Consider the following 23,783-nt stretch of genomic DNA (forward strand, 5'->3'; position numbering starts at 1 on the left):
GGTACGGCGCATCTGCGCCCTCAGCGACAGGCCGGGGTCAGGCGGCGGTCGGCGGAGGAAACGACGGCGGGCCCCGCACCGGGTGACGTTGTCGTCGTACCCGGGAGGAGCCCGCCGGTTTGTTCGGTCGGTGATCAGCCGGGCAGTCGCGGCCCCGCCTCACGCTGCTCGGCCAACCAGGTCTCCACCTCGTCGGAGTGGCGGGGCAGGCCCGCCGACAGGTTCACCGCACCGGAGGCGGTGACCAGGATGTCGTCCTCGATCCGGATGCCGATGCCGCGCAGTTCCTCGGGGACCAGGTCGTCCTCCGGCTGGAAGTACAGCCCCGGCTCGACGGTGAGCACGTACCCCTCGCCGAGGCTGCCGTCGCGGTAGGCCTCCTTGCGGGCGTTCGAGCAGTCGTGCACGTCGATGCCGAGCATGTGCCCGAAGCCGTGCAGCGTCCAGCGGCGGTAGACGGTGGAGTTCTCGTCCATCGCCTCGTCCACGCTCACCGGCAGCAACCCCAGCTCGGCCAGACCTTCGGCGAGCACCCGCATGCAGGTCAGGTGGACCTCCTTGAAGGCCACGCCCGGCTTGATGACGTCGATGCCGGCCTGCTGCGAGGCGTACACGATGTCGTAGACCTGCCGCTGAAGGGCGGTGAACCGGCCGTTGACCGGCAGCACCCGGGTCACGTCGGCGGTGTAGAGGTTGCGGCCCTCCACACCCATGTCCATCAGCAGCAGCTCGCCCGGCCGGGTGACACCGTGGTTGTGCACCCAGTGCAGGATCGTGGCGTGCTCGCCGGCACCGACGATCGAGCCGTAGCCGACGTCGTTGCCGTCGTGCCGGGCCCGCAGCGCGAAGATCCCCTCCAGCAGCCGCTCCGAGACCCCGCGGTCGGCCGGCAGCGCCCGGGCCACGTCCTCGAAGCCGCGTACGGTGGCGTCGATCGCCTCCTGCAGCTGGCCGATCTCCCACTCGTCCTTGACGAGCTTCTGCTCGGAGATGGCGATGGCCAGCTCCCGGTCCCGGGCCGGCTGGCCCTCCTCGCGTGCCCCGTCGTACGCGCGTACCGCAGCGTCCACCCGAGGATCGAACCCACGCAACACCCGGGTACGCGCCGGGGCCAGGTCGGCCAGCGCCCCGTCCAGCTCGGTCAGGTCGACGGTGGGCAGGCCCAGCTCGGTCGACTTCTCGGTGAGCGTGTGCCGCCGCCCCACCCACAGCTCGCCGTGCCGGCTGCGGAAGAACTCGTCGTTCTCCCGCGAGCTGCGCGGCCGCATGTACAGGATGGCGTCGTGCCCCGAACCGTTGGGCCGCATCACCAGCACGCTGTCCGGGTCCTGGTCACCGGTCAGGTACGCGAAGTCGCTGCCCGGACGGAACCGGTACTCGGTGTCGTTGGCCCGGATCTTCTCCCCGCCGGTGGGGATCACAAGCGTCTCGCCCGGGAAGGCGGCCGACAGGGCGGCCCGGCGCTTGGCGTAGTTCGGCACCTCCGATCGGGGACCGACCGGCAGCGTGGTGTCCCGCCAGCCCTGCCGCATGAACGCCAGGAACGCCGGGGGAAAGTCCGGGTCGTGTGACTCGGTGCCGTCGGCCGGCTTGCCGTCGGTGCGTTCCTCGGTCATGCCCGCTCCCTTCATGTAGTTGCTGGCCCCGACCGTACCGCGAATCCTGCTCGTCCCGGTCAGGGTGATCACCCCGGCCGGCCCGCGTGACCCCACCGGACGGCGCGCGGCGAGGTCGGCCCGCCGAGCCAGCCCGTGCCGCAACGCCCGATTCGTACGCGTGGAAAGATGGCAAACATGTGCGGACTCCTGGCTTTTTTCAGTGCACGCGGCGACGCCGCCGCTCACCGCGACAGCATCGCCGGAGCGTTGGAATGCCTGCACCACCGCGGCCCGGACGAGACCGGTGTCGAGGTGGTCGGGGACGCCACCGGCCGGTACGCGGACGGGGTGTTCGCGCACAAGCGGTTGGCGATCATCGACGTTGCGCTCAGCCACGAGCCGCTGCCCTACGCCGACGGGCGTTACCTGCTGACCTTCAACGGCGAGATCTACAACTACATCGAGTTGCGCGAGGAGTTGATCCGCGAGCACGGGGCCCGGTTCGCCACAAACGGTGACGGCGAGGTGATCGTCGCCGGCTACCACTACTGGGGCGAGCAGGTGCTCACCCGGCTACGGGGCATGTTCGCCTTCGTCATCTGGGACCGGCAGGCCCGCCGCGCGTTCGGCGCCCGCGACTACTACGGCATCAAGCCGCTGCACTACCTGGAGACCGCCGACGGGCTCTACCTCGCCTCGGAGAAGAAGGCCCTGCTGCCCTTCGCGCACTCCGCGCACATCGGCGACGCCGGGGTCGACACGGCGAACCTCAGCCACTACCTGACCCTGCAGTACGTCCCCGAGCCGGGCACCCTGCACAAGCAGATCAGCCGGATCGGGTCGGGGGAGTATCTCACCTGGACCCCGGGCGGGCGGATCGACGTACGCCGCTGGTACCGCCCGGTGTTCCGACCCGCCCCGGTCGCCGACGAGCAGAAGCTCTACCACGAGATCCGGGAGACGCTGCGCGAGAGCGTACGCATGCACATGCGCTCCGACGTGCCGGTCGGCTCGTTCCTGTCCAGCGGGATCGACTCCACCGCGGTGGTGGCCCTGGCGCGGGAGTTCAACCCGAACATCCTCACCTTCACCGTCGGTTACGACGTGCCGGGTTACTCCGAGATCGACGTCGCCCAGGAATCGGCCCGGCACCTCGACGTGACCACCATCCCGACCAAGATCGGGCCGGAGGACATGATCGAGGCGCTGCCGAAGATCGTCTGGCACCTGGACGACCCGGTGGCCGACCCCGCGCTGGTGCCGCTCTACTTCGTCGCCAAGAAGGCCGCCGAGCACGTCACGGTGGTGCTCTCCGGCGAGGGCGCCGACGAGTTCTTCGGCGGGTACACGATCTACCGCGAACCGCTCTCGCTGAGCGGCGTCAACGGCCTGCCCGGCGGGGTGCAGAAGGGCCTGCGGGCGGTGTCCAAGGCGATCCCGCAGGGCGTCAAGGGCAAGAGCTTCCTGGAACGCGGCACCACCCCGATCGAGCAGCGCTACTACGGCAACGCGCGGATGTTCACCGAGGAGGAGAAGCAGCACCTGCTGCGTCGCTACGACCCCTCGGTGCGCTACACCGACGTCACCGCGCCGATCTACGCCGAGTGCACCGAACTCGACGACGTCACCAAGATGCAGTACGTCGACCTCTACACCTGGCTGCGCGGCGACATCCTGGTCAAGGCCGACCGGATCTCGATGGCGCACTCGCTGGAGGTGCGGGTGCCGTTCCTCGACCGCGCGGTCTTCGAGGTCGCGGCCAAGATCCCGGTGGATCTGAAGCTGCCGCCGCGCTCCGACGCCACCAAGTACGCCATGCGTCAGGCGTTGCAGGGCGTGGTGCCACCGGCCATCGTCAACCGCAAGAAGCTCGGCTTCCCGACCCCGACCCGGGTCTGGTTGCGCGGCGAGATGTACGAGTGGGCCCGGCACGTGCTGAGCACCTCGGGCGCCGGTGACCTGCTCGACCTGTCGTACGCGCTGCGGCTGCTGGAGGAGCACAAGCGGGAGGAGGCCGACCACTCCCGCAAGGTGTGGACCGTGCTGATCTTCTGCATCTGGCACGCGATCTTCGTGGCGAAGACCCTGGACCCGGGCATCCAGCGCAACCAGTCCGCCCTGCTCACCAAGCCGGTGGTCGGCTCGATGGTCCGCTGACCTGCCAGAGGGGATCTTCGTGCACCGGAGGGCGGCCGGTGGAACGAAGGGGATGGAGCATGACGGATTCCGGCCATTCCGTCTTGTATGGACATTGGCCTACCGTCATCAGCAAGTGGTCCGTTTCAACGAGAGATAGATCGGTTACTGACGAGTAATATTTGCTAAAGTTTGATCATGGGCTAGCCTCCAGGCCAGAGTCGGCCGACCGGTGATCTGCCGGAGGAGGCGGCCATGAACAGCCGAACTGATGTCGATCGACGGCAACTGCCAACGATCTCCACCCCTCGTTTCGTGGGACGGGGCCGCGAGATGCGGGCGCTGTCCGTCGCCCTCGGACAACCGCCCGCCGTGGTCCTGCTGGAGGGCGAGGCGGGCATCGGCAAGACCCGGCTGTTGCGGGAGTACCTGGCATCTCCATCCGGTCAGGGCCACCGGGCCCTCGTCGGGTCCTGCCCACCCCTTCGTGAGCCCTACACCCTCGGCGCAGTGGTTGACGCGGTGCGCGAAGGCGTGGGCAATGTCGCCGGGCTGCGGCTGAGCGGCCTGGCCGGAGCGCTTCGGCCGTTGTTCCCCGAATGGGCTGCCGACCTGCCGCCCGCACCGGAGCCGATCGAGGATCCGACGGCAGCGCGGCACCGACTCTTCCGCGCCTTCGTCGAGTTGCTCGGCCGCCTCGACGTAGCAGTGCTGGCGATCGAGGACGTGCACTGGGCCGACGACGCCACCCTTGAGTTCCTGCTGTTCCTGGTCTCGCGTCGCCCTCAGCCGGCGAGCATAGTCGTGACCTACCGGCCCGAGGAGCTACCGTCGGACTCGTTGCTCCTGCGGCTGTCCTCTCGGCTGCCCGCTGACGCTCGCCTGTCCAGGATGGAACTCGAGCCGCTGTCGATCGATGACACCGCAGCCTTCGTCTCCTCGATGCTGGCCGACGAGCACGTCTCCGCCGAGTTCGCGGCCTTCCTGCACCAACGCACCGACGGCGTACCCATGGCGATGGAGGAATCCATACGCCTCATGCGGGAACGTGCCGACCTGATCCGCCTTGCCGGCGGCTGGGCGCGCCGTCGGCTGAGCCACATCGAGGTGCCGCCGACGATCCGTGACGCCGTGCTCGAACGTGTCGCACGACTGCGGCCCGACACCGTCGCCATCCTGCGTGCCGCCGCGGTGCTCGCCGCCCCCGCCGATTACGTGACCCTCAACGCGGTCGCCGGTCTGCCGCCGGAGCGGGCCGGCGTCGCCGCAGCGGAGGCGCTCGGCTGCGGCCTGCTCCGCGAGGACCGGCGTGGGAAGGTGTCGTACCGCCACTCCCTGGCCTGCCGCGCGGTGTATGAGGCCGTCGCGGTGCCGGACCGCCACCTCATGCATCTGCGCGCCGGCAGGGCACTGGAAGGATCGGTGCTGCCGCCGGTAGCGCAGCTGGCCCACCATTTCCGGCAGGCCGGCGAGACCGAGGCATGGTGTCGATACGCGGAACAGGCAGCCGACCTCGCTGCGCAGTCCGGTGACGCGGCCACGGCCGCACTCCTGCTGCATCGGCTGGTCACCACCGTTGACCTGCCGGTCGAATCGCTGGTGCGGCTCGTGATGAAGATTCAGTTCCAGCCGTTGCCCGACGCGGACCCGTATTCGGACATCGTCGGTGTCCTGCGGGCCGCGCTGCGCAAGGAAGCGCTGACGTCGCAGCAGGAAGCAGCGGTACGTTTCCAGCTCGGCCGGGTCCTCATGGTGGCGGGCGACTGGGAGGAGGCCCGACTCGAGGTCGAGCAGGCGACGGTCAATCTGGCGCCGGACTCGGAGCAGGCCGCGCGAGCACGGATCTTCCTTGCCCTTTCTCCCGGCACCGCCCGGCTGACCGAGGAGCAGCTGCGTCAGCTACGCGAGGTACCGGCGGCCACGATGTCGATCACGCCGTACGAACGACTACGCCTGCTCCAGGAGCGGACGTTCGCGCTGCTCATGCTCGGTGAGGAGACCGCCTGGGCCGAGGTGCGGCAGCTTCCCGAGGAAAGCTCGGATCCCCGCCAACGTGGGCTGATCGCGGCGAGCCACGCGAATATCGCCGAGATGGCGATTCGGTGGGGGCGATACGACGAGGCCCGCCTGCGACTGGCCAAGGCCAGAGACCTTGCCGACAGGTACCAGCTTGAGATGCTGTTCGGCGCTGTCGCGGTGATCGAGGCACACCTGGACTGGTTCACCGGCGCCTGGGCCGGCCTGGCGGACCGGGTCGCCGCACTGATGGCCGCGCACGACGGCGTGTGGCTGAAGGACCAGCGCGAGGCGGCCCTGGTGGCGGGCCTGCTATGTGCGCTCACCGGAGAGCGGGAACAGGCGGAACGCCATCTGCTCCTTGCCGGCCGGGACGATCAGCAACGCATCGAGTCCACGGCAGCGCTGGCCCGACTGCGACTGCGCGACGGGTGTGTCGAGGAAGCGCTCCGCATGACCGAGGAGCCTGGAGAGGTGACGCTCCGCAACGGGATCTGGCCGCGTGGCGCGGAGATCGCGCCAGTGCGGGTTGAGGCTCTGGTTGCCGCCGGCCGGATCGACCAGGCCGAGGACCTGGTCGTCGCGTTCCAGCGCGCCTTGGGCGACGCGCCCGCCCCGGCACCGCAGGCATCCCTGGCGCTGTGCCGCGCGATCCTCACCGAAGCCCGCGGGCAGGCCGCCCAGGCCGCCGCGCTGTTCGCTGAAGCGGTCGCAGCCTGGCAGGCGCTGCCTCGCCCGTACGATGCGCTACTCACCCGCGAGCGCCACGCCCGCTGCCTGCTCACCGTCGGCCAACCCGACGTCGCCCTGCCGATGCTCGCCGAGACAGCACGGACCCTGACGGAACTGGGCGCCGGCGTCGACGCCGACCGGATCGTGCAGGTTCTGCGGGAGTACGGGTGGAGAGGCGGCATGACGCGGGGCCGCGGCCGGCCGAGCTACGGCAACCAACTGTCGCCGCGCGAGCGCGAAGTTGCCCGCCTGCTGGTCGGTGGGTGGACGAACCGCCAGATCGCCGACGAGCTGATGGTGTCCACGCAGACCGTCTCCAGCCAGATCAAGTCGGCCATGCGCAAGTTGCAGGTGGCCTCTCGTACGGGACTCGCACTCAAGATCCTGGAACTTGGCCTCGTCGAGCAAGAGACACTCCCACCGGCGCAGGACGAAAAAATTCAGCCGCCGTCAGGTGGCACGAAGTAATTCCGTGGGTGGGCGGACGGTTTAAATCCTGCACTTGGCCAATCGATCTACGGCCAACGTGATCCCACACTGTCCTCATGGAGCCAGGACAGCCGTCTATGCCTGAGTCATCAGACAGCTCGCCGGAGTCGTCGAGCGGGTCGAAGGGCCAGGCAGAGCTGGCAGGATCGCCGATCGACTCGGCCAGCACACCGATAAATATCGATGCGAGTGGACTCGATGTAGATGGCGAGTACGAGCCGCTCTAGTGAGGAGGTCGAGGGTCGGAGTGGGGTTTCTTCATTCGGCTGCCCGACCATTTTTCGATACGTCGGCGGAACAGGTACCAGTCAGCAGGAGGAATTCATTGCGTTCCACAAGCCACCACCAAGGCGAGTCACAAACCGTACCTCGGCAGGAGGCCGACAGATGAGGCCAAGTCCGGCGATGAAGCCTATCGGGCGACGCTTGGGCGCCCTGACCGTCGGTCTGACCATCTTCGGGATGGTCGTGTCAACCTCGCCGGCGAACGCCAACACGCCAACCCAGCAGGATCCGCGACCGGATGTCACGACGCCCCGGAGCTTGCCGCTGACCATTGGCGAAGACGCCCTGCGGGTCGCTGCCGGCTCCGGCGCAAGCCTGCCGCTGACACTGATCACCGGTGACAAGGTGCATGTCGGTATCGGCGCGGACGCGAAGCCGGTCGTACGGGAGATCGAAGCCGCCCCCAGACCCGACGGCGAAACTGTCACCTTCCACACCGTCACCAAAAAGGGCAGCGTCTACGTCGTACCGAACGACGCCCTGTCGCTGATCGAGCAGGGATTGCTGGACTGGGGTCTGTTCGACCTTGCCAAGCTGGCCGCGCATGTGGCGGAGGGCACGGTCGGCCGGGTGCCGGTGCTGATCACCTACCACCAGAACCTCCCGATGCGGGCCGCACCGAAGGTGGCCGGTGCACGAGCGGGGTCCACTCTGGCCAGTATCAATGCCCAGTCGATGGACATCCACGGTGACGGCCAGTGGTGGCAGGAGGTACGCGGCAAGGACGACATCGGCATGGCGGCCGCCAGGACGGCCGGTGCACTGTCCGGAGTCAAGAAGGTATGGCTCAACGAACTGGCTCGCATCAACCTTGACACCTCCGTAGCGCAGATCAACGCGCCGATCGTGTGGGACCGCGGTTACGACGGATCGGGTGTGACCGTCGCGGTACTCGACAGCGGTATCGACCCCAACCACCCGGATGTGGCTGGCAAGATCGTCGAGCAGGTCGACTTCACTGGTGACGCGAGCGGCCCGAAGGACGGGCATGGGCATGGGACGCACGTGGCGGCTACCGTCGCCGGCAGCGGTGCCGCCTCCGACGGACTGCGCAAGGGAGTGGCGCCGGCGGCGAAACTCATGGTCGGCAAGGTCTGCAACGACGGCGGCTCCTGCCCCACCGATGCCGTCATCGCCGGTATGGAGTGGGCTGCCCACTCCGACGCCAAGGTCGTGAACATGAGCCTCGGCAGCGGGGCCACCGACGGCACCGACCCGTTGAGCGAGGCGCTCAACAACCTGAGCCGCGACACGGGAACCCTCTTCGTCGTCTCGGCGGGCAACTCCGGGCCAGGCGACAGCACCGTCGGAGCCCCGGGAGCCGCCGACGAGGCGCTGACCGTGGCGGCCGTGAACAAGGAAGACGCCATGGCCGACTTCTCCAGCCGCGGACCGCGACTAGGAGACGGCGCGGCGAAGCCGGACATCGCCGCTCCCGGCGTCGACATCGTCGCTGCGCGCGCCGCCGGTACGGCGATGGGTACCGTGGCGGGCGAGCACTACACCAGCGCCAGCGGCACCTCGATGGCCGCCCCGCACGTTGCCGGAGCCGCGGCCATCATCGCGGAGAAGTACCCGGAGCTGACCGGGCAAGAGATCAAGGGGCACCTGATGTCCACCGCCGTGGACCTCGGGCACGGCGTGTACGCCCAGGGTGTCGGCCGGGTCGACCTGGCCCGAGCCGTCGACCCGACCATCACCACTACCGGAAACCTGCACTTCGGCCGGGACACCTACCCCCACTCACCGGTGGTCAGGACGCTCACCTACACCAACCACACCGACCAGCCGATCACGCTGAATCTCTCGGCCTCGGTCGCCTCCAACGGCCAGTCCCCTCCCGCAGGGCTGTTCAGCTTCGACACCGACCAGGTGACCGTGCCCGCGCAAGGGACCACGGAGGTGACCGCCACCGTGGACGGCAGGGTGCTGGAGCGCGGTGGGCAGTACGGCAGCTACACCGGTGTGCTGACAGCTCGGGATGCCGACGGCGTCGTGCAGGCGTCCAATCGGATCAGCGCCTTCCTCGAGCCGGAGCGCATCGAGCTGACCATCGACGTCATCCCACCGACCGGTGCCACCTCCGTCAGGTACGGCAACGCACTGATCGTTCCCGTGGATGACAAGGTGCACCTGCACGACGACGCGGTGAGCGTGCCCGGCGGTAACCGGATGACCGCACGCCTGTTCGAGGGCACCTTCGCCGCCGCCCTCTCGGTCACCTGGCAGGACGCGCGCGGCGAGCAGCGCAGCGCACTCCCGATGGCCGCCGAGGTGAAGCTGAGCAGGCCCACCAGCGTCACCCTCGACCTGCGCAAGGCGAAGCCGGTCAGGGCGAAGACCCCGAAGCCGACGGAAACCTACTTCGCGGCCCAGGTCATCCAACGGACGTCCGCCACCGGTGACTGGGGCATGACGGCGCAGCAGACCGCATCGAACTACGGCGCGTACGACCCGAACTGGTGGGCCCTGCCCACCGACAAGGTGCGTACCGGCACCCTGACCCACAGCACCTACCTGGTGCAGACCACACCTCTGATCACCATGAAGGTCACCGGTGTGGGCAGCTCCTTCGACCTGTCCGCCCGCTACAGCACCCCCGACAGCTCCGTGTATCGCAACGACCTGCAGTGGACGGAGGGGGAGCAGACTCTCTACCAGCCGCTGCGGCTGCGGGTTCCCCGGCTGCCGAACAGCGGGACGAAGACTGTCGTCTACGGCGGCACGGGATTGCCGGACGACCTGGCGAAGATCGACGCCAGGGGCAAGCTGGTCCTGCTGACACCTACCGACATCTGCCCGGCGACGACCTGTCAGGTCACCTCGCTGCGCGAACGGGTTGCGGCGGTGGCTGCCGCGGGGGGTGTCGGCGTGCTGGTGGCCGGCCCGCCGGGTCTGCAAAGACTGACGTTCGTCGAGCCCGTCATCAGCTGCCCGGACGGGCCGGAGAGCTGCCCGGCAATTGAACCGTACGCCGCGCTGCCGATCCTGACCGTGCCGGCGGATGAGGCCAACCAGCTGATCGCGCGGCTCGAGGCCAAGCCGAAGAAGGCCTCGTCCGTCCGAATCAAGCTCGGCGGCAGCCCTGACCCGCAGGTCTACACCCTCGCGTTCCACGACTCGGGTCGGGTGCCCAACAAGCTGCCGTACCAGGTGCGACACAACGACCTTGACCGGGTCGACCACCGTTTCCACGCCAACCGGCCGGGAGAGGTCTCCAGCCTGACGTGGGGGCAGTGGACCGAAACCGGCCCGGACCCGGTGTCCGCCAGCCTGCCGCTCACGAGCACGCAAGACATGCTCACCACGTTCGTCACCCGGCAGAAGAACGCCATCAACAAGTTCGCCTTCACGTGGGTCGACCACACCGAAACGCCTATGCCATCGTCGAATCAGCAGGAAGACCAGGAGTTGCTGGCCGGTGTGGCGCAGACGGTCTACTGGAACACCGGTCCGACCCTGCCCGGTGCGGTGCCGCAGGTCCGTACCAGGTCGGGCTTCACCCTCGACACGGGAACGCTCTGCGCAGGGTGCCGGCAGGCTGACACCTTCTACCCGAACATGTATCTGACCACCAGCACCGGCAGCCGCCAGGCGATGATCGGCATCGTCAACAACGCGGGGCTCGCCGAGGGCTACTTCGGAATCAACAACTGCGAGTCGTCCGCGTGTGACTTCAGGCTCTCCGATGAGTCCGGTAACGAATTCGAACGCCGGCTCGCGCCCGTCTCCGCCGTGATCGGCAGCGATGCGGCCGGCGACCCGGTGTCCCGGACCTCTGGTGGCCAGCGATGAGGGCCGAATCGAAAAGGGAGGCCGAGGCAATGAACACGACGTCGCCGTGGTTGCGGCGAAAGGCAACACTCGCGGGGCTGGTAGCCGCGGGGATCGTCGCGCTGGGATGCGCGGCGGCTGGTGACATCGTCGCCTATGATCTGCCGCCGGAATCGGCCCGCTACACCTTCGAGGCGGAGACCAACGGCGTCAAGACCGTGTGGGAGTACACCTCGGGCAAGCCGACCGAGGCGGACGTCTCGGAGTTGCAACCCTGCATGGGCGACGTCGTCGGGGGCGTGGGCGAGTGCCGCCCGGAACCGCTGATCTTCCTCCGCTACGACCTGGGTCTTGACCTGGACAACACGGTCAAGGCCGGGAGCGTGCACCAGGTCACGATCATCGGCTACTACCAGGAGGGCCTCAGCACGCCGCCGAAGGTGACTGATCTGCGCGTGGAGGTCAGCTTCGACGGTGGCCGAAGCTGGCAGTCGGCGCCGACGAAGGCCGCCGGGAAGAACACCTACACCGCGACGGTCAAGCACCCGAAGCGGGGCCAGGCCGCCGAAGGGGTCGGGTTGCGGATCAGCGCGGCCGACAGCGGTGGCAATACCGTGAAGCAAACCATCCCCACCGCGTACCGGCTGCGCTGAGCGGTACCGCGGACGGGGTGACCCGGTCCGGGGCGCGGCCGGGGCGAGAGTGTCTCGCCCCGGCCGCGCCCTTGTCAGTGGCGGCCGGTGTGCCGAGACCGGCGCTGAGGCGCAAGCGGACAAGTGGAAGGGGGCCCCGACCGGGGCCCCCTTCGTGGTGCTTGATGGTCAGCTGGCGCTGCAGGTGACCGTCGGAGTCGAGCTGCTTCCACTGGCAAGGAAGCCGAAGCTCGTGGTGCCGTTGGCCCCCAGGGAGCCGTTGTACGACACGTTGCGGGCCGTCACGGTCGATCCGGACGTGGTGTGCGTCGCGTTCCAGACCTGGCTGATCTGCTGGCCACTGGACAACGTCCAGCTCGCAGCCCAGCCGTTCAACGGCGAGGTGCCGGTGTTCTTGATCTCCACCTCGCCCTGGAATCCACCGGACCAGCTGTTGGTCACCTTGAAGGTGGCCGAGCAGCCACCGTTACCCGCCGGCGGCGGAGTGGTGGGCGGCGGGGTGGTCGGCGGCGGCGTGGTGGGCGGCGGCGTGGTGGGCGGCGGGTTCGTGCCACCGTTGCCGATGCCGGTCACTTCACCGTTACCGCCGTCGAAGACCACGTCGGAGCAGCCGAAGAAGTTCTCCTGGCTGTCCGAACGGACCCAGCGGGAGTAGATGATGTGCCGGCCACTCTTGTTCGCCGGCAGGGTGCCGGTGAAGTAGTAGTGACCGTCGTTGGTGCCGACCGCGCCGCGCTGCGGCGGGTTGGTCACCGTCAGGAACGGCTGCGCCTCCAGGTCGTCCCAGGCAAGGGCCCGGGTCGGGCTCCAGCTGTCCTTGGTCACGTAGAAGTAGAACGTGCCCGGGTGGTGGGCCCAGTTGCTGTACCGGAACTCCATGGAGCGACCGGCGGTCAGGTGGGTCAACGGCCAGTCGTTGCGGGCCAGGTCGAAGCCGCGGAAACCGGTCGCGCCGCCGCTGCACAGCTGCCCGTCCGGAATGAAGCCGGTGGTGCGACCGCCGGCGTCCGAACGCAGCACGCTGAACCAGTTGTAGAGGGAGTTCGTACCGCTCTGCGCGACAGCCGCCGCACAGGCCGGGTTCTGCGGACGGATCTCGCCGGTGGGGGAGAGCCCGTCACGCCAACAGAGGTAGGTACGGGCGCCCGGCGTCATCGCCGCGCCGTGCGCGGCGGCCGGGTCGGGGCTGGCGGTCACGGCGACGACCGCGCTCGCAGCGAGGGTGACGGCCGCGAAGAACATCGCGGCCAGACGAGGACGGTGCACAGGTTCTCCTGACTCGCGGGGACACCGGTTTGGTGGCCCCGCCGGAACGCGCGGGGTGACGAGGTACGTCTGACCCGCTGCTGTGGCGGATGCGATCGATGCGGCTACCTGCGCCCAGGGCGGATGGCCCAACAGGCGGGTGCCGTCAGCATTCGGTCGACGCGTAAATGCCCTCGCGTGCGATGAACCCGGCGCCGGTGACGCGCAGCCCCGCGTCACCCGGCACTACCTATCCCAGCATGCCGGGCGCAACGGCGCAATAGTCATTTCTCGATGTCCGATTTCCACCCACGTCCAATACCGCGGCTTGCGCGCCCGACCCGCCCACACTGTGCCAGCCTGAGCCGTACGACTGCCGACGGGAGGGACCGGCTCGATGGGATACGCGGTGGTGCTCGGCGAGGCCCTCGTCGACCTGCTCGACATGGAATGCGACGGCGTGCCGGTCTACCGGCAGGCCATCGGCGGTGCCCCGCTGAACGTCGCGGTGGGCATCGCCCGGCTCGGCGGTGCGGCGCAGTTCGTCGGCTCGCTCGGCGACGACGCCCTGGCCGAGCGGATCCGCACCTTCCTCACCGCCACCGGGGTCGGCCTGGCCGGCACGGTCACCGCCGCCGTACCGACCACGTTGGCCGTGGCCACCTTCACCGGCGCCGAGCCGGACTTCCGCTTCTACGGCGATCCGCCGTCGTACGCCCTGTTGAAGCCGGACGATCTCGACGTCGCGCTGATCGAGGGCGCGGACGTGCTCTCCTGCGGCTCGATCGTGCTGTTGTCGCCGGGGCCGCTGGCCGCCGCGCGGCGGGCCTGGTCGCTGGCGACCGGCCTGCGGGTGTTCGACCCCAACGTCCGGCCACGGCTGCTGTCCGGCCCGGCGGCCCTGGTCGCCCTGCGCGAGGTGGTCGCCGAGTTCGCCGCCGGGGCACACCTGGTCAAGCTGAGCAGCGCCGACGCGGAGGCGCTCTATCCGGGCGAGCCGGTCGAGGGTGTGGCCGCCTACCTGCGGGAGTTGGGGGCGGGCACCGTCGTGGTCACCCTCGGTGCCGCCGGCGCGGTGCTCGCCGCCGCCGGTGCCGATCCGGTACGGGTGCCAGCGCCGAGCGTGACAGCCGTCGACGCCACCGGAGCCGGTGACTCGGTGCTGGCCGCCCTCGTCGCCGACCTACTGGTCGCCGGTGAGCCGACCGACCCGACGGGGTGGACCGAGCGGGTCGCCTTCGCGCTGCGTGTCGCCGGGCTGGTCTGCGAGCGTGCCGGCGGCGCCGTTGCCATGCCCACCCGAGCCGAGGTTGCCGACCGCTTCCCCACCTGACCGGGCCAGGCACGCCCCGCATCAGGCCAAGCGGGCCCTGTACCAGGTCGGCACCACAGGTGCGGCCCGCATCAGGTCACGCGCGCCCGGCGTCAGGTCAGGCGGTGCCGTCCAGTTCGGCGTAGCCGCGGCGGGCGGCCAGCAGCGCGGGGCGGGCCGGGAACGGTGCATCGGCGGCGACCCGTTCCGGTGGCGTCGAACCGGTGTGCCCGGCCCGGATCAGCCAGGCCAACTCGACCAACTGGGCGTGCTGTGCCCGGACGAAGTCGGCGTCCACCGGCGTACCGTGCCCCGGCACCACCACCGTCGAGTCGGTCGTCCAGCGCAGCAGTTCGGCCAGCGCGTCGGGCCACTGCAACGGGTAGGAATCCTCGAATGCGGGCGGCCCGGACTGCTCGACCAGATCACCGGCGACCAGCACGTCGGCGTCGGGTACGTGCACCACGAGATCGGCGTCGGTGTGCCCCCGACCGGGATGGCGTAACACCACCTGCCGGCCCCCGATGTCGAGGGTGGCCTCCGTGTGGACGGTGTGGGTGGGTGCCAGCACGGTGACCTCGGCCAGTTCGTCGGCCAGCCCGGGGTGCTCGTCGCGCAGTTCCGCGTACGCCTCGCGGCGGAGCCGTTGCGGGTCGTCGCGCAACGCCGCCGCGGCCAGTTCGTGCGCCCAGATCGGGCGCGGCGGGTCGCCGGCGAGGGTGGCGTTGCCGAAGCAGTGGTCGAAGTGGTGATGGGTGTTGACCAGGGTCAACGGATCACCGGTGACCGCGCGTACGGCGGCGCAGAGCTCGACCGCCTGCCCGACGGTGGACAGGGTGTCGACAAGCAGCGCCTCCCCGTCGCCCAGCACCAGCGTGACGTTTACCGCGAGCAACGGCTCCCGCAGCACCAGCACCCGGTCGGCGACCTCGACGAAACCGCCGGTCATGACGACCGTCCCGCCCGCTCGATGAAGCGCTGCCGGTCGACCACCACCCGCTCCACCCGTCCCTGCGCGATCGTCTGCTCGCCCTCCACGACTGTCACCTCGAAGGTCAGCCGCCGCTTGTCGACAGCCGTCAGCCGGGCCTGCGCCGCCACCGTACGGCCCACCGGCGTCGCGGCCAGGTGCTCCAGTTCGACGCGGGTGCCGACGGTGGTCGTCCCGGCGGGCAGGTGACGGGCGGTCGCCGCCACGGTCGCCGCCTCGGCCAGCGCGAGCACCCGTGGGGTGCCGAGCACAGGCACGTCACCGGAGCCGACGGCCTGGGCGGTGTCGTTGTCGGTGACGGTCAACTCGACCCGGGCCGCCAGGCCCGGCGTCAGGACACGATCCAGCTGCTCCTGCATGGCCACAGCGTAGGTGCTCGCCCCGACCCCGGGCGCGCAGACGGCCACCATCACGCTCGATCAGGGCCCGAACAACCGCGACCCGCCGCTGCCGGCCGGCGCTGCATGATCACTCCTGTTGGCGGGCGGCGTGACCGCGTGCGGACAACTCCGCCGCCAGCGCCCACGCCTCGGCGAGATCCCGGTCCACCGCCGCGGCCCCGGCTCCGCCCGCCGTGTCGGCGTGCACCGTGGCCAGGCGCAGCCGGCGCTGCAACGGCCCCTGCACCACCCGGACGCTCTGCAACCGGGCGTACGGCACGACTGTCACCTGGCGGGTGAGCAGGCCGGAACGCACCGCGAAGACCTGCCCGGTGAGGCCTGCGCCGAGCACCTGACGGCTGAGCGGGTTGAGCCAGCGGGCCCGTACCGGCGGCGGCGTCAGCGGCAGCGCCGACAGGTCGACCCCCGGCAGCACCTCGGCCACGATCGCCTCGGCGGTGGGCAGGTCACCGACCGGCAGCAGACGATCCGGCCGACTGCGCTGGTCCGGCTCGCCGGCGGTGTAGCCGGCCACCTCCAGGCGCAGCCGCAACCAGCCCTTGAACCGCCAGAGCAGCGGCCAGGTCACCCCGATGGTCTGCACCCGGTGCAGCGGTACGGTCTGCACCCTGGTCTCCAGCAGGCCGTTGCGGATGCGCAGGCGGTCGTCGTCGCGAGCCAGTTGGAACTGCCAGTCGTCGAGGACCCGGCGTACCGGTTGCAACACGATGCCCGCCATCGCGGTCAACGTGCTCGCCACCGCGATGAACGACCAGGTGCCCTCGGACAGGAACTGCGCGGCCACGAAGACCACACCGAACGGCAGCAGGAACGCCTGCGGGGTCAGCAACTGGCTGACCAGCAGATCCTGGTTGCGTACGGAGTGCAGTGGCCGGCCGGTCGACGGCTCGGCACTGGCCGGCGTGGCCGTCGGTGCGTACGGTGGCGCGCCCCCCGGCACCCCGGCAGCCGGTGCCCCGGCAGACGGTCGGCCCGCCAGCGACAGCAGGCGTTGCCGCAACGCGGACGCCTCGGTGACGCTGAGGAAGGCCAACGGCGCCTCGGTCTTACCTCCGCCGACCACCTCCAGCCGCAGCTCGGCCAGCCCGGTGAGCTGGGCGAGCAGCGGTCGGACGACCTCGACGGCCTGGAGGCGCTCCAGTGGGATCGCACGGGTCCGCCGCCAGAGCAGCCCCTCGTGGATCCGCAGCTCGCGGCCCACCACCTGATAGCCGGTGTTGTACCAACTCACCACGGCCAGCACCGCAGCGCCCAGGACGATCACGGTCACCATCGCCGCGAACCAGCCGAAGCCGACCCGGGACAACGTCGACCAGGACAGCCCGGCGATGACCACCACCAGCGACCTCGCGCTGTGCAGCACCGGGCTCAACGGATGCAGCCGCTGCCGGGCCTGTTGTGCCGCGCCCGGCTGCCCCGACCACCCGTCGGGTGGATACTGCGGCGGCACCGCACCTGGTAGATACCCGAGCGGATACCCCGCCGGCGGCGGCCCGACCGGCGGCCCGGCGGGTGGTTGCCAGCCCGGCGATTGCCAACCCGGCGGTGACCAGCCCCCTGGCGCTCCTGCCGGTGGTGGTCCGACCGGTGGCCCGGCCGGGGGGAGACCCGTCGGCGATTCGGATGGCGGTGTGGTGCCGGGTGATGGCGTGGCGCGCTCCGAGTCCCAGCCGGTGTGGTCGCTCACAGCCCTTCCGCCCGGTCCTCGCCGAGCGCCGTGAGCCGGTCGCGCAACCGGGACGCCTCCGCGGGCCGAAGACCCGGCACCCGGGCGTCGCTGGCCGCCGCGGCGGTGTGCAGCTGCACGGTGGCCAGGTCGAAGGCCCGCTCCAGCGGACCCGCGCTGACATCGACGAACTGCATCCGGGAGTACGGCACGATGGAGAGCCGGCGGACCAGCAGCCCGTGCCGCACCAGCAGGTCGTTCTCCCGTTCGGCGTAGCCCCAGGCACGCACCGCCCGGACGATTGTCACCGCCCGCCAGACGGCGAACACCAGGACCACGCCGAGTGCCAGGCCGAAGGGCCAGGCACCGGTGAACCCCCAGGCGACCCCGATCATGATCGACAGTACGACCACCACGCCGGACAGCCGCAGCAACTCCACCCAGATCAGATCGGACGAGATCGACTGCCACCGGACGGTGTTCGGCCACGGTTCGAGCGGGCCGGGCTGCCCGACAGCCGACGCCGGCACCTGGCCACCCACCTGCTCACCGCTCACGGGACGGGCCTTTCGTTCGCGACTGCGGGGCTCGCAAGCTCACTCCTCGCGCTCACGGGACGGGCCTTTCGTTCCACTCTTGAAGCGTAGGCGATTCGGTCAGCGGGGCGACCTCGCGCAGGAAGCCCCGCGCGGTGAGGAAGTCACCGAGATGACCACGGTGCGCGTCGCAGGCGAGCCAGGTCTTGCGTCGCTCGGGCTGGTGCAGGCGCGGATTGTTCCACCGAAGTGACCAGTCGGCCGGGGCGTGACACCCACGGGCCGAACAGACCAGGGTCGTGGTGGGGGGATCGGGCTCGCTCATCCCGGCCAGTCTAGGGCGGCGGACGAGGAGAAGAATTGAGCGCCGGGCGACCACGGGGGAAGCCGCCCGGCGACGGATGAATGGTACACACGCCGGGGCGTCATCTGTCCACTGGTGATCGGCGATTGGCGTGGCGACGGACGGCGTGGCGAAAATCGGTCGCTCCCGCCGTCCGTACCGAGCCGGGCATGCGAGGCTTGGTAGCGCACACGCCGCGACGACCGATTCATGCTGTGGAGGACCGGTGGCCCAGCCGACCACGCCCGACGCCCCGACGCCGAGCGGGACCCCGCCGCAGACGCCCGGCGCACCGACCACCCCGGCGCAGGACGCGGGCCTGCTGGAGCGGGCCCTGTTCGAGATCAAACGGGTGATCGTCGGGCAGGACCGGATGGTGGAGCGGATGTTCGTGGCCCTGCTCGCCCGGGGGCACTGCCTGCTGGAGGGCGTGCCGGGAGTGGCCAAGACGCTGGCGGTGGAAACCCTGGCCAAGGTCGTCGGTGGCTCGTTCGCCCGGGTGCAGTTCACCCCGGACCTGGTGCCGGCCGACATCATGGGTACCCGGATCTACCGGCAGTCCAGCGAGAAGTTCGACGTCGAGTTGGGGCCGGTCTTCGTCAACTTCCTGCTCGCCGACGAGATCAACCGGGCGCCGGCCAAGGTGCAGTCGGCGCTGCTGGAGGTGATGAGCGAGCGGCAGGTCTCCATCGGCGGGGAGAGTCACCGGGTGCCGAACCCGTTCCTGGTGATGGCGACGCAGAACCCGATCGAGCAGGAGGGGGTCTACCCGCTGCCGGAGGCGCAGCGGGACCGCTTCCTCATGAAGATCGTCGTGGGTTATCCGACCGACGCCGAGGAGCGGGAGATCGTCTACCGGATGGGTGTGGCGCCACCCGAGCCCACCGCCGTGTTCGACACCGACGACCTGATCGCCCTGCAGAACAAGGCCGACCAGGTGTTCGTACACAACGCGCTCGTCGACTACGCGGTACGGCTGGTGCTGGCCACGCGTACGCCTGCGGAGCACGGCATGCCCGACGTGGCGCAACTGATCCAGTACGGTGCCAGCCCACGGGCCTCGCTCGGGCTGGTCCGGGCGACCCGGGCGCTGGCCCTGCTGCGCGGCCGCGACTACGCCCTGCCGCAGGACGTGCAGGACATCGCGCCGGACATCCTGCGGCACCGGTTGGTGCTCAGCTACGACGCGCTCGCCGACGACGTGCCGGCCGACCACGTGGTGCACCGGGTGATGTCGACCATCCCGATGCCGTCCGTGGCGCCCCGGCAGCAGGCGACCCCGACACCACCGGCCGCGGTGGCACCGACCTCGGGGTGGCCCGGGCAGCGGCCGTGACCTCCACCACCCCTCCCGCCGGCCACCGGCAACGCGCACCCGACGCGACGGACAACCGCTCCGGCGCGGTGCTGTCCCGGCTGCAACTGCTTGTCACCCGCAAGCTCGACGGCCTGTTGCAGGGCGACTACGCCGGCCTGCTGCCCGGGCCGGGCAGCGAGGCGGGGGAGTCGCGGGAGTACCGCCCCGGCGACGACGTACGCCGGATGGACTGGCCGGTCACCGCCCGCACCACCACGCCGCACGTGCGGCGTACGGTGGCCGACCGGGAACTGGAGACCTGGCTGGCGGTGGACCTGTCGGCGAGCCTGGACTTCGGCACCGGCCGGTGGCTCAAACGGGACGTGGTGATCGCCGCGGCGGCGGCCATCACCCACCTGACCGTACGCGGCGGCAACCGCATCGGCGCGGTGGTCGGCAGCGGCGACGAGGTGCCCGCGCCGCGCCGGGGTCGCCGGTCGCCACCCGCGCCGGTCGGGCCGGGGCGACTGGTCCGGATGCCGGCCCGCTCCGGGCGCAAGGAGGCGCAGGGCATGCTGCGCGCCATCGCCGCCACCGAGAGCCGGCCCGGCCGCAGCGACCTCGGCGCCCTGGTGGACATGCTCAACCGCCCGCCCCGACGGCGTGGCGTCGCGGTGGTCATCTCCGACTTCCTCGCCCCGCCCACCCAGTGGGCCCGCCCGCTGCGCAAACTGCGGGTACGCCACGACGTGCTGGCGATCGAGGTGGTCGACCCGCGTGAACTGGAGCTGCCCGATGTAGGGGTGCTTCCGGTCGTCGACCCGGAGACCGGGGAACTGCACGAGGTGCAGACCGCCGACCCGAGCCTGCGGCACCGGTACGCGGCTGCGGCAGCCGCCCAACGGGCGGAGATCTCCGCCGCGATGCGGGCCGCCGGTGCCGCACACCTACGACTGCGTACGGACCGAGACTGGCTGCTGGACATGGTGCGCTTCGTCGCCGCGCAACGGCACGCGCGTACCCGGGGGACGACACGATGATCCGACTGCTCCAACCGTGGTGGCTGCTGGCCGTACTGCCGGTGCTCGCCCTGGCCGCGCTCTACGTCTGGCGTCAGCTGCGTCGCCGGGACTACGCGATGCGGTTCACCAACGTGGACCTGCTGCGTACCGTGGCCCCGAAGGGGTTGGGCTGGCGGCGGCACGTGCCGGCGACCGCGTTCCTGCTCGCCCTGCTGGTGCTGGCCGGCGCCCTGGCCCGCCCGGCGATGGACACCCGGGAACCGCTCGAACGCGCCACCATCATGCTGGCCATCGACGTGTCACTGTCGATGCAGGCCGACGACGTGTCGCCGACCCGGCTGGAAGGGGCCCAGGAGGCGGCCAAACAGTTCGTCCGGGAACTGCCCGAGACGTACAACGTGGGCCTGGTCTCCTTCGCCAAGTCGGCGAACGTGCTGGTGCCGCCGACCAAGGACCGCCCGGCGGTGACCAACGCGATCGACGGCCTGGTGCTGGCCGAGGCGACGGCGACCGGGGAAGCGGTCTTCACCTGCCTGGAGGCGATCCGGTCGGTCCCGGCCGACGGTGCGGCCGGCATCCCGCCGGCCCGGATCGTGCTGCTCTCCGACGGCTTCCGCACGGCCGGCCGATCGGTGGAGGAGGCCGCTGCCGCCGCGCAGGCGGCGAACGTGCCGGTCTCCACCATCGCGTTCGGCACCGACGCCGGCCACGTCGCCATCGGCGGACAACTGCAACGGGTACCGGTGGACCGGATGGCGCTGGCCGCGCTGGCCGAGACGACCGAGGGCTACTTCTACGAGGCCGCTTCGGTGAGTGAGTTGAAGCAGGTGTACCAGGACATGGGCAGCTCGATCGGCTTCCGCACCGAAGCCCGCGAGATCACCCAGTGGTACGCGGGCATCGCACTGCTGCTCGCCCTCTGCGCCGGCGCCACCAGCCTCCTCTGGTCCTCGCGCATGCTCTGACCCCGCACCCCCCGCCCCGGCGGCGTCAGCGCGCGGGTTGGTGCGATGGTGCGGGACTCGGGGCTGTTGAGGGGCGTGGGTGGTCAGTGGTTGCCGCTGGCGAGGACGAACAGGACGGCAACCCAGACGGCGGCGAGGGTGAAACCCAGCGGGGCGACGTAGCGGCTCATGACAGGCTCCGGGGTGAGCGGTTCGTCGGCCCGGGACACGGGTGGACCGGCGAGGAGTGAATCGGGGACGCACACACACGAAGTCGTGACCGGGGGGCTTCCGGGTGGCACCCGCAGGCTCGACCGGCTTGTGGGCCGGACGGCGGTGGCGGGGTGCGCGGGGAGCGGGCCAGCTCAGGCGGAGGGATACTCAGCGTGACTGGCGGTCGGCCCGGCCACGACTGGGAGGATCGCTATCTGGCACAGCGATCACCTCCTGAAGTCGGGTCGGTCCGGGCGGTACGGGCCGCCGTGCGACCCGCAAGCGGGAGTCAGCGTACACCCGCGATCGAAGCGGGCGCATCCGGCCGACCCACCGCCGGACCCCGGGATACGACTGCCCGCCTCCGGCCGGTGGCGGAGACCGGAAAGGCTGGCCGCGACCGGTCGACGGCGGGATGAACTGCCGTCGACGCCGTCCGTCATCCGAGGTGGAAGTGATCACCGTACGTGCGGTGACGTGGGTCGGGTTAGCGATTACTGTGCGGTAGCGCCTAGTCTCCAACCCGCAGCGATCTTTGGAGGGGACGTACGTGTCTCGAACTGTCTTGGTCACCGGCGGCAACCGCGGCATCGGGCTGGCCATCGCGCAGGCCTTTGCCAAGCAGGGTGACCGGGTGGCGATCACGCACCGGGGCAGCGGAGCGCCCGACGGGATCTTCGGCGTGCGGTGCGACGTCACCGACAGCGAGTCGGTCGACGCGGCCTTCGCTGCCGTGGAGGCGGAGTTCGGCCCGGTGGAGGTGCTTGTCGCCAACGCCGGCATCACCGACGACACGCTGCTGCTGCGGATGTCCGAGGAGCAGTTCACCCGGGTGCTGGACACCAACCTGACCGGGGCGTACCGCTGCGCCAAGCGGGCGTCGTCGAAGATGCTGCGGGCCAGGTGGGGCCGCATGATCTTCATCTCCTCGGTGGTCGGCCTCTCCGGCGGCCCCGGCCAGGTCAACTACGCGGCCAGCAAGGCCGGCCTGGTCGGAGTTGCCCGCTCGATCACCCGCGAGCTGGGCACCCGCAACATCACCGCCAACGTCGTCGCGCCCGGCTTCATCGAGACCGACATGACCGCCGACCTCTCCGCCGAGCGCAAGGCGGAGATCCTCAGTTCCATCCCGGCGGGCCGGATGGCCAGCCCGGAGGAGGTCGCCGCGGCCGTCACCTGGCTGGCCGGCGACAGCGCCGGTTACATCTCCGGCGCGGTCATCCCGGTCGACGGCGGCATGGGCATGGGTCACTGAGCCGAGCCGGCCACTGAACGTGAGTACGGAGGAATGAGCATAATGTCCGGACTGCTGGCCGGTAAGCGGCTGCTCGTCAGCGGCGTCATCACCGACGCCTCCATCGCCTTCTCGGTGGCCAAGCTCGCCCAGGAGAACGGCGCCCAGGTCCTGCTGACCGGGTACGGCCGGCTTTCGCTTGTGGAGCGGATCGCCAGGCGGCTGCCCGAGACGGCACCCGTGATCGAGCTGGACGTGACCAACTCCGAACACCTCGCCGGGCTCGCCGACAAGGTGCGTGAGCACGTCGACGGCCTCGACGGGGTGGTGCACTCGATCGGCTTCGCCCCGCAGAGCTGCCTCGGCGGCGGGTTCCTCGACGCCTCCTGGGAGGACGTGGCCACCGCACTGCACGTCTCCACGTACTCCTACAAGTCGCTGGCCACCGCGGCGCTGCCGCTGATGTCGCCGGGCGGTGCGGTGGTCGGGTTGACCTTCGACGCCACCCAGGCCTGGCCGGTGTACGACTGGATGGGTGTGGCCAAGGCCGGCCTGGAGTCCACCTCCCGCTACCTCGCCCTGCACCTGGGCAAGCAGGGCATCCGCAGCAACCTGGTCGCCGCCGGGCCGCTGCGGACGATGGCCGCCAAGTCGATCCCCGGCTTCGAGCAGTTCGAGGACGCCTGGTCCGAGCGGGCCCCGCTGGGCTGGAACCTCACCGACCAGGAGCCGGCCGCCCGGGCCTGCCTGGCGCTGCTGTCGGACTGGTTCCCCGCCACCACCGGCGAGATCGTCCACGTCGACGGCGGCTACCACGCCATCGGCGCGTAGGTGCAAGGAAGGGCCCCCTGTTAACGCCTGCGGTAGAGCAGGGGGCCCCTCTTAACGGCCGGGAC

The 23,783-nt window shown here is 70.3% G+C and carries 18 protein-coding genes; 10 read left to right on the top strand and 8 right to left on the bottom strand.

Translation table 11 applies throughout. The features are described from left to right. Positions 1-134: 134 nt before the first annotated feature. Positions 135-1,616 carry an aminopeptidase P family protein gene (locus C1A38_RS10230; protein WP_102657657.1) on the bottom strand — a complete coding sequence of 494 codons (1,482 nt, stop codon included), beginning with the start codon at positions 1,614-1,616 and terminating at the stop codon, positions 135-137. 177 nt (positions 1,617-1,793) lie between these two features. Between C1A38_RS10230 and asnB the strand changes: the two genes are divergently transcribed. The 4 genes from asnB (at position 1,794) to C1A38_RS10250 (ending at position 11,683) form a co-directional block, all read left to right on the top strand. Then, on the top strand, positions 1,794-3,755 hold the full coding sequence (asnB, locus tag C1A38_RS10235) for an asparagine synthase (glutamine-hydrolyzing) (RefSeq protein WP_102657604.1): 1,962 nt from the start codon (positions 1,794-1,796) through the stop codon (positions 3,753-3,755). 234 nt (positions 3,756-3,989) lie between these two features. Then, positions 3,990-6,950, top strand: coding sequence for a helix-turn-helix transcriptional regulator (locus C1A38_RS10240; protein WP_102657605.1), 2,961 nt, complete (start codon positions 3,990-3,992; stop codon positions 6,948-6,950). Between the two features lie 564 nt (positions 6,951-7,514). Then, positions 7,515-11,051 carry a S8 family peptidase gene (locus C1A38_RS10245; protein WP_158244882.1) on the top strand — a complete coding sequence of 1,179 codons (3,537 nt, stop codon included), beginning with the start codon at positions 7,515-7,517 and terminating at the stop codon, positions 11,049-11,051. A gap of 29 nt (positions 11,052-11,080) precedes the next feature. Next, on the top strand, positions 11,081-11,683 hold the full coding sequence (locus C1A38_RS10250) for a hypothetical protein (RefSeq protein WP_102657607.1): 603 nt from the start codon (positions 11,081-11,083) through the stop codon (positions 11,681-11,683). 168 nt (positions 11,684-11,851) lie between these two features. On the opposite strand, the gene C1A38_RS10255 is transcribed toward C1A38_RS10250, so the two are convergent. Beyond that, the gene (locus C1A38_RS10255) at positions 11,852-12,925 is read right to left on the bottom strand and encodes a lytic polysaccharide monooxygenase auxiliary activity family 9 protein (RefSeq protein WP_102657608.1); all 1,074 of its coding nucleotides are present in this window, start codon (positions 12,923-12,925) and stop codon (positions 11,852-11,854) included. A gap of 400 nt (positions 12,926-13,325) precedes the next feature. On the opposite strand from C1A38_RS10255, the gene C1A38_RS10260 reads away from it, so the two are divergent. Next, the gene (locus C1A38_RS10260; protein WP_102657609.1) at positions 13,326-14,261 is read left to right on the top strand and encodes a PfkB family carbohydrate kinase; all 936 of its coding nucleotides are present in this window, start codon (positions 13,326-13,328) and stop codon (positions 14,259-14,261) included. 97 nt (positions 14,262-14,358) lie between these two features. Here the strand turns inward: C1A38_RS10260 and C1A38_RS10265 are convergent, their stop codons facing one another. From C1A38_RS10265 to C1A38_RS10285, 5 genes are all read right to left on the bottom strand, one after another. After that, positions 14,359-15,189, bottom strand: coding sequence for an MBL fold metallo-hydrolase (locus tag C1A38_RS10265; RefSeq protein ID WP_102657610.1), 831 nt, complete (start codon positions 15,187-15,189; stop codon positions 14,359-14,361). Continuing rightward, complete coding sequence (locus tag C1A38_RS10270; RefSeq protein WP_102657658.1) at positions 15,186-15,590, bottom strand: thioesterase family protein; 405 nt, start codon at positions 15,588-15,590, stop codon at positions 15,186-15,188. Before C1A38_RS10270 ends, C1A38_RS10265 begins: the two co-directional genes overlap by 4 nt. A gap of 109 nt (positions 15,591-15,699) precedes the next feature. After that, complete coding sequence (locus C1A38_RS10275) at positions 15,700-17,082, bottom strand: PH domain-containing protein (protein WP_102657611.1); 1,383 nt, start codon at positions 17,080-17,082, stop codon at positions 15,700-15,702. Between the two features lie 233 nt (positions 17,083-17,315). Then, positions 17,316-17,855 (bottom strand): PH domain-containing protein, encoded by a 540-nt coding sequence (locus C1A38_RS10280; RefSeq protein WP_199180165.1) that lies wholly within the window; start codon positions 17,853-17,855, stop codon positions 17,316-17,318. 52 nt (positions 17,856-17,907) lie between these two features. Continuing rightward, positions 17,908-18,159 (bottom strand): hypothetical protein, encoded by a 252-nt coding sequence (locus C1A38_RS10285; protein ID WP_102657612.1) that lies wholly within the window; start codon positions 18,157-18,159, stop codon positions 17,908-17,910. A gap of 244 nt (positions 18,160-18,403) precedes the next feature. On the opposite strand from C1A38_RS10285, the gene C1A38_RS10290 reads away from it, so the two are divergent. The 3 genes from C1A38_RS10290 to C1A38_RS10300 are packed head-to-tail and all read left to right on the top strand — an operon-like array spanning position 18,404 to position 21,461. Then, positions 18,404-19,513 carry an AAA family ATPase gene (locus C1A38_RS10290; protein WP_102657613.1) on the top strand — a complete coding sequence of 370 codons (1,110 nt, stop codon included), beginning with the start codon at positions 18,404-18,406 and terminating at the stop codon, positions 19,511-19,513. Continuing rightward, positions 19,492-20,514 (top strand): DUF58 domain-containing protein, encoded by a 1,023-nt coding sequence (locus C1A38_RS10295; protein ID WP_102657614.1) that lies wholly within the window; start codon positions 19,492-19,494, stop codon positions 20,512-20,514. The genes C1A38_RS10290 and C1A38_RS10295 overlap by 22 nt, the downstream gene beginning before the upstream one ends. Then, positions 20,511-21,461 (top strand): VWA domain-containing protein, encoded by a 951-nt coding sequence (locus C1A38_RS10300; RefSeq protein WP_102657615.1) that lies wholly within the window; start codon positions 20,511-20,513, stop codon positions 21,459-21,461. The genes C1A38_RS10295 and C1A38_RS10300 overlap by 4 nt, the downstream gene beginning before the upstream one ends. A gap of 83 nt (positions 21,462-21,544) precedes the next feature. Here the strand turns inward: C1A38_RS10300 and C1A38_RS32185 are convergent, their stop codons facing one another. Beyond that, complete coding sequence (locus tag C1A38_RS32185) at positions 21,545-21,670, bottom strand: hypothetical protein (protein WP_275409918.1); 126 nt, start codon at positions 21,668-21,670, stop codon at positions 21,545-21,547. Between the two features lie 533 nt (positions 21,671-22,203). Here C1A38_RS32185 and fabG point away from each other — a divergent pair. Continuing rightward, positions 22,204-22,908 carry a 3-oxoacyl-ACP reductase FabG gene (gene fabG, locus C1A38_RS10305; protein WP_102657616.1) on the top strand — a complete coding sequence of 235 codons (705 nt, stop codon included), beginning with the start codon at positions 22,204-22,206 and terminating at the stop codon, positions 22,906-22,908. A gap of 42 nt (positions 22,909-22,950) precedes the next feature. Then, positions 22,951-23,718 (top strand): enoyl-ACP reductase FabI, encoded by a 768-nt coding sequence (fabI, locus tag C1A38_RS10310; protein WP_102657617.1) that lies wholly within the window; start codon positions 22,951-22,953, stop codon positions 23,716-23,718. The last annotated feature ends 65 nt before the right edge of the window (positions 23,719-23,783 follow it).

The organism is Verrucosispora sp. ts21, from assembly GCF_002879555.1.
Lineage (GTDB): Bacteria > Actinomycetota > Actinomycetes > Mycobacteriales > Micromonosporaceae > Micromonospora > Micromonospora gifhornensis.